General features: G+C 70.3%; 5 protein-coding genes. 2 read left to right on the top strand and 3 right to left on the bottom strand.

All coding sequences use genetic code 11. From position 1 onward, the window contains the following. Positions 1-37 precede the first annotated feature (37 nt). Together DSY14_RS26095 and DSY14_RS26090 are read left to right on the top strand one after the other, a co-directional pair. A complete protein-coding gene (locus DSY14_RS26095; protein ID WP_374224063.1) occupies positions 38-1,132 on the top strand; it encodes a pilus assembly protein TadG-related protein in 1,095 nt (364 codons plus the stop codon). Between the two features lie 1,457 nt (positions 1,133-2,589). Further along, entirely contained in the window at positions 2,590-3,423 is an 834-nt protein-coding gene (locus tag DSY14_RS26090) for a hypothetical protein (RefSeq protein WP_307851338.1), read from the top strand. A 14-nt stretch (positions 3,424-3,437) separates the two neighbouring features. On the opposite strand, the gene DSY14_RS26085 is transcribed toward DSY14_RS26090, so the two are convergent. From DSY14_RS26085 to DSY14_RS26075, 3 genes are all read right to left on the bottom strand, one after another. Further along, positions 3,438-4,634 (bottom strand): right-handed parallel beta-helix repeat-containing protein, encoded by a 1,197-nt coding sequence (locus DSY14_RS26085; protein WP_211719265.1) that lies wholly within the window; start codon positions 4,632-4,634, stop codon positions 3,438-3,440. 342 nt (positions 4,635-4,976) lie between these two features. After that, positions 4,977-6,695, bottom strand: coding sequence for an ABC transporter family substrate-binding protein (locus DSY14_RS26080; RefSeq protein ID WP_211719264.1), 1,719 nt, complete (start codon positions 6,693-6,695; stop codon positions 4,977-4,979). 77 nt (positions 6,696-6,772) lie between these two features. Continuing rightward, on the bottom strand, positions 6,773-7,040 hold a 268-nt coding region (locus tag DSY14_RS26075), incomplete at its 5' end, for an oligopeptide/dipeptide ABC transporter ATP-binding protein (RefSeq protein WP_374224062.1).

The raw sequence follows: 7,040 nt of genomic DNA, 5'->3' as shown, positions 1-7,040 counted from the left end.
CCGCCCCGCTCCCCGCGGCAACGACCCCCGGATCACCATGCGACGGATGCTCTCTCGACCGGATCACCACCGAAGGCGGTACCGACGCCACCTGCAGGGCCGCCGCGACGACGGTCAGGCCAACATCCTGCTGTTGTTCGGCATGACCATCGCCCTGTTGTCGCTCACCGTGCTGTTCGTGCGGGTGGGATTCGCCAACGACCAGCGTTCCCAGGCCCAGACCGCCGCGGACGCCGCCGCCCTGGCCGCGGTCGGCGCCCTGCGCGACCACGCGGCCGATCAGCTCTCCGGCGGTTCCTATCCCATGCCCAGGTACAACGAGGAGGTCGCGACCGCGCGGGCCGAGGACTTCGCCCGCGAGAACGGAGCGGTCCTCACCGACATCCGGGCCAGTGACAACGTGATGGGCCGCTCCGGCAACATCGTCCGTGTCGAGGTACGGGGTGCCCTCTGCCAGCGGGAGTTGACGGAGGACGCCTCGCGCCACTGGAACGACATCGTCTGCGAGGGCGAGGAGGACATGAGCGAGACGTCCTTCGGAAGCGCGTCGGCGATCGCGATCATCCAACTGGACGCCGAATGCGGCCGCGACTCGGGGGAGCTGGTCTGTGGCGGCTCACCGGTGGAGGGGACGGACCGGACCACGAACCTGTTCGACGTGCACCTGGTGGATCAGGAGGGCCAGTACGAGTTCAACGCGAACTCCGTCTTCGGTGGCGGTGCGATCGTGGACTGCGCCGACCTCGGTTCCCTCGATCCGCAGATGTGCGCCGCGCACCAGGCCGTCAACGAGCAGTTCCCCGGGTTCTACCTGAGCGCCGGCGGCTACCGCGCGGAGATGGACAGCGACCACGGGCACGGTCAGGCGGTGGACTACATGATGGCGGAGCTGGGCGGGACGCCGACACCGGACATGCACGCCACCGCCATCCAGGTGATCGACTGGCTCATCGACAACCACCAGGAACTGAACGTCAAGGGGATCATCTACGACTACCACATCTGGAACCCGGCCCGGGATCCGGTGGGGCCATGGGAGAGCGTCAAGAGGTCCGCCGGGTACCAGGGCAACCCCACCCAGGACCACGTGGACCACATCCACCTGTCCGCCGGACCACCGCCCTTCCGGTGACCCGGCGTCGACGCTCTGGGAACCCCCTGTGCGCAGGGGGTTCTGTGTTGTCCACAGGTCGGTGATCGGGACTTGTCCGGGCCGTTCGGGCGAACGACCCTGGGGATATGACGCGCGAACACGCCGCTCTCCCCACAAGCATCCCGCTCTTCGACCGCCCCCGGAGCCTGCCCCCGGCGCCGCCCCGGGGGTCCGGCGGACCTTCGGTGCCCCGGAACGCCCCACCGGCCGACCGTGATCCGCTGCCGCACGCCCTGCGACCGGCGCCGGCGGAGCCGTCATCGGACGCGGTCGCCCTCGCCCCGACCGCCGCCGTGCGGGGCGTGGACCTCCACGCGAGGAGTACCCGGGCGACCGGTGGTCGGTCGCACGTGGTGGCGCCACCCGGGGTGGGTCGGGTGTTCCGGCACGCGGTGACCCTCCACCGGGAACCCCGCCCCACCGCGGACCGCACCCGGGTGGAGGGGGGACGGGTGACCGCTCCGGTCCGGACGGCACTGGACGTGGCCCACGGCGCGACGGCGAACGTGGATCGGTGGGTGGCGTGGATAGGCGTGCACGACCTGCAGCGCCGTCCGGGACGGTGGTCGCGAGGCCTGCGGGACGTGTCGTGCGAACGCCGTCGCGATCCCTCCCCCGCCGAACGTGAACGGGCCCGTCGCGCCATGCGCGGCATCGAGGGCGATGCTCCCCGTCCGGTCCGCGGGTGAGTCGCGTGGCGCGGCACCAGGGCCGCCACCGACCGCGCGGGGGCCACGGGGCGGTCTCCTTCGGCGGGCCCGGTGGCGGGGACGGCGCGGCACCGCGGCCGGTCGACCGGCGCACGCGTGGCGCGGACGGTGGAGCGGGGATGGTGGAGTACGCGGCGCTGTTGACGTTCATCGTCTCGATCGCGGTCACGCTGGCGATGATCGCGCCGCGGATCATCGACCCCTGGGAGACCGCCGCGGAGCGCGCGCTGGAGCCGGGCACGAACACCACGGGCCGGGACGACGCGCCCCACGGTGACCGCGAGTGGGACCCGGTGGAGATCGCGGAGACGGTCCTGCGCTGTCTGCCCACACCCGATCCCGTGGGACGGGTGGACTGCGCCCTGGCGATCCTGGGGCACCTGGACTCCGCGCTCCTGGAGGCCACCCTCCTGCGGCTCGAGGCCGAGGAGCTGCACGCACTCTTCGCCGACGGCAGGTTCGACTCGACCGTGGCGGCCCGCGCGGCGGTACGGATGCTGTGGGAGCACGGCTCGACGCGCCTGTTCCGGGCACTGGCGGAGACCGGGACGTTCGGCTTCCTGACGGAGTACCTGGAGTCCCCCGAGTTCGCCTACACACTGCGTTTCGTCGGTGTCGGGAGGGATTATGTGCGGGTCGTACTCGAACGGAGCGGTGAGTCACCGCGTCGTACTCCTCGTAAGCGGTACTCGCCCCACCACGAACCGCAGAATCGAGGCGCTGCCCGTGTCGACATCGATGCCGTTCACCGAGCCGGAGCACCAGGGTCCGGCCGGGCGGTCCGACTGGCCGCTGACCGTGCTCGTGACCGTGGCGTGCCTGGCGGTGGTCGTGAGCGGATGGGGGGTGTCCCGGCTGCTCCTGAACGGCGGGCCGCACGACTCCCCCACCCCGCTGGAGGAACCGACACAGCAGGCGCGCCCGCCCCGGGAGCGGACCGGGGAACCGGACCCCACCGACGCGGAGGCCTTCCTGGAGGCCGCCGCCGAGCACCTGCGGGGGATGCCCTCTCTGCGTGTCGACTACACGCAGCGTCGGGACGGCAGGGAGGCCGGACGGGGCTGGGCCCGGGTGGGCGACGACCTCGATGTGGAGTTCGAGCACTTCCACCGGACCTCCTCGGGAGTGGAGGTGTACCGCTACGAACTGGCCGGGAGCGGGTTCCTGATGGTGGCGGACCAGGGTCTGAACGGGCCGACCCTGCTGGACCCGCCCACCGAGGCGGACCGGCTCCTGTCCTCGGTGGAGTTCCTCCTGGCGACCCTGGACGCGCTGGCCGAGACCGCCGAGAGTCTGGAAACGGTGGGCACCGAGGAGGTACGCCTACCGAACGGAACCGAGGACGCCGCCGCGGGCACCCAGGCCGCGCACCGCTACTCGGGCACGTTCACCACCCGGATGGGCGGCTACGACGCCGAGACCGGCAGCAACACACTGACCCGCCTGTCGGACGCCGAGTTCGACCTGTGGATCGACGAGGACGGTCGACCCCGCCGGCTCAGCTATGACACGGCCGACGGGGTCGGGGAGACCTACGACTACCACGCGGCGGTCGACTGAGCCCTCCCCTTGGTTCAGAGAGCGCCGGCCCGGCCGCTCACCAGGTCGGGGACGCTCACGGTGTCGTCGAGTTCGTAGGCGTAGGGCGGGTCGGAGACCTCGCCGCGCGGTTCGGGTTGGGCGGAGTCGACCAGGAGGTTGTCGCGGGTGACGATGTCCCCGGGGTCGTCGACCTCGGTGGGCGCGGACATGGGGGTGCGTTCGAAGTAGTTGCCCTCGACCAGTACCTGGGAACCGTGGGTGGAGCTGACCCCGTAGTCGGGGTTGTCCCGGAAATAGTTGTTGAACACGTGGACGTGCGCGGCGTTGCGGGCACTCGGGTGACGGGAGGTCGTGCCGTCGAAGAAGTTGTGGTGGACCGAGACCCGCAGCGCACCGGCCTCGTCGTCGGTGGCGCCGATGGCGACGGCGGCTTCGGCGTCCGAGAAGTGGTTCCACGACAGGGTGACGTGGTCGGCGCCGTCGGTGATCGACACGAGCGCCTCCCCGTCGCCCCCGGTGAACGTGGAGCCGTCCACCCACACGTGGTGGGCGCCGCCGTGGACGGCGATGGCGGTGGTGTCCACGGCCATGGCGACGTTGGCGATGATGACGTTCGCGGAGCCGTCCACGTCCAGTCCACCGTCGGTGAGCTCGGCGCCCTCCCCCGCGCCCAGGAGGGTCTTGTCGGAGCCGACGGAGATGGTTCCGTCGAGGTCGATGTGGCCCTCGACCTCCACCACGAGGGGGGCGTCGGAGCCCAGGTACTCGGCGAGGGAGTCGGCGTCGGTCGCCGTCACGGTCTCGCCCCCGGCCCCACCCGTCACTCCGGGGTGCTCGGACGGCCCCTCGATCTCCTCGGAGTCGCGCGCCTGGTCCTCGTCCTCCTCGGGGGCGGTGCCGGAGGCTCCGTCGGTGGCGTCCGCGGTGTCGGAGGGCTCGTCGTCGCCGTCGCTCCCGTCCTCCTCCCCGGTGTCCGCGCCGTCGTCCGGGGTGGCGGCCTCCACCGCACGGGGTTCGGCGGCCCAGCCCACGGGGGTGCCGTAGGGCCATTCCCGCTCGGGCTCCCGGGGTGGCGGGCTGACCTCGTCGGCCTCTTCCGGTTCCGGATTGACGGCCGCGCCGCTGGGGGTCTCGGTGTCCTCGGTGGCGTCCTCGGCGCGGGCACAGGAGGCCGTGGCGGCGCACAACAGGACCGCCAGGCATGCGGCGGCGAGAGGGTGGAGTCGCATCTGGAACTTTCCAACGAGCGGGGAGGGGGTGGTGTCGGACTCCACCGATTCTGTCAGGCCCGGGGTGACCCCCGGGACACCGGCCGGTCGCCGCCGACCCGCGTGACCGCCCCTCGCGAGGGCCCGCCCACCGCGCTCCCGACCGTCCACGCACGCGTCCGCCGGCGCGGCCCCACACCACGTCGACCGTCGAGGTAGGCCACCCGACCCGAGACACGCCCGAGGGCGCCGACCCCCGGAAAGGGGGCCGACGCCCTCGGGCGGAGAACGCACGTTCCTCAGAACGACGTTCGGACCGATCGGACGCTCACCGCGCCCGGTGGGTGGGAGTACCGGTGACGGCTACTCCTGGGCCCAGCCGATGTCCTCGTACTTGTAGTCCGAGGCCAGACCGAACTCACCGAAGTTGTGGAGGTTCTCGTCCAGGACCCAGAAGCCGGGACGCTCGAACAGCGGGATGGTGAGGACCTCGTCCCACAGGATCGCGTCGATCTCGTTGGCGATCCGGGCGTACTCGTCCTGGTCGGTCTCCATCGCCAGGTCGTCGTAGAGCTCGTTGATCTCCTCGGTGGAGTGGCGCATGTTGTTGTTGCCCCACTCCTCGCCGTCATCGTCCAGCGGGCCACCGTAGTTGCCCACCGTGCTGGAGGAGAACGGAGAGGTGCCGGTGAGGACGAACGCGGCCATCTCGTAGTTGCCGGGCGTGATGTACTCGGTGAAGAGCGCGTTGGCCGGGACCTGCTGGACGTTGACCTCGATGCCGACCTCGGCCAGCTGCTCACGGGTGATGTCACCCTCGTCGCGGGCGATGTCCAGGCCCTCGGAGACGACGTAGTTGAGGGTCAGCGTCTCGCCCTCGTCGTCGGTGCGGTACTCGGCGTCCTCGTCGAGGGTCCATCCGGCCTCGTCGAGCATCTCGGCGGCGCGCTCACGGTCGACGTCGCCGAGGTCACCGCTGTTGTCCTGGTAGCCGTGCTGGCTGGAACGCAGGAGACGGTTGACCTCACCGGTGATCGGCCATTCGACGGAGCCCAGGGCCACCTCGGCCAGGATGTCGCGGTCGATGCTCAGGGCGATGGCCTGACGGACGGCCTTGTCCTCCAGGCGGGGGCTGGAGCCGTTGAGGGCCACGAAGCGGTGACCGTGGTTGATGGCACGGGTGAAGTAGGCGCCGTCGCCCTCGCGCTCCTTCAGGCGCTCGTAACCGGCGAGGTCGTAGCCGAGGTAGAAGCCGTCGATCTCACCGTTGTCGAACGCACCCGCCATGGCGTTGCTGTCCATGGCGTCGAAGATGATGCGGTCGAGCTTGGCCTCGTCGCCCCACCAGTCCTCGTTCTTGTGGATGGTGATCCGCTCGGCGACCTCGTCGAACTCGGCTTCGCCGAACGGGCCGGCCGTAACGGGAAGGTCGCGGTAGTAGCCCTCGGCGAAGAGCTCCTCGTCCTCCATGTACTCCTTGGGGTAGAGCTCACGGAAGAGGGTCGGCCACTCGCCGAAGGGGTCGGTCATCGTGAGGGTGAAGGAGAACTCGTCGTCACCCTCGACGACCTCGTCGATCCACTCGTAACCGGCGGTGGAACCGATCTCGAAGTCGCCGTCGGCGTCACCCTTGCGGGTGATCGCGTTGGCCTCGTAGTCCTCCCAGGTGATGGGCTCACCGTCGGACCAGACCGCGTCCGGGTTCAGCTCGTACCAGACCTCGAGTCCGTCGTCACTGACCCCGTAGTCGAGAACGTAGTTCTCGTCGGGGTAGTAGTTGCCCTCGGCGTCGTAGATGCTCGCCTTGGGCATCGTGGCGGCGATGACACGGCGGACGTCGCCCTTGTTGCCCTGGACGTGCGCCATGTTGTGCTGGTCCTCGTACTCGCTGAGGGCCCAGACGAAGTCGCCGCCGTCCTGAAGGTCGTCGCGGTCGGCCGGGTTGAGGTCCTCACCCGGCAGGTCGGCGGCGGCCTGCTGCGCTTCTTCCGCGGACTGATCGTCGCCGCCACCACCGCAAGCGGTGGCCATCAGGGCCAGAGCCATGACGGGGGCGAGGTAACGCGCCTTCCCGATACGCATGGGTTCTTCCTCCTAGGGGATGATTCGGCCAGTACGCGGGGCGGCACTGGCCTGTGCCGTCGAGCCTTTCGCTCCGGTCAGAGCACCGTCCGCTGTTCTGCGAAGTGGCAGGCGGCGCCCTGGTCTCCACCGTTGGTGGGCCGGATCGTCGGTTCTTCGCTCATGCACCGCTCCTGGTCGGACTCCGAGAGCGTGACGAACTTCTGGCACCTGGTCCGGAACCTGCAACCCGATGGCGGATTCGCGGGGCTGGGCAGGTCGCCGTCCAAGACGATGTGCGTGCGTGCGCGTTCCTTCTCGGGGTCGGGGACGGGGATCGCGGACAACAACGCCTGGGTGTAGGGG

The organism is Nocardiopsis sp. MG754419 (assembly GCF_018207095.1).
Lineage (GTDB): Bacteria > Actinomycetota > Actinomycetes > Streptosporangiales > Streptosporangiaceae > Nocardiopsis.
The sequence above is the reverse complement of the archived record's forward strand: the minus strand, read 5'-3'. Positions and strand labels throughout refer to the sequence as shown.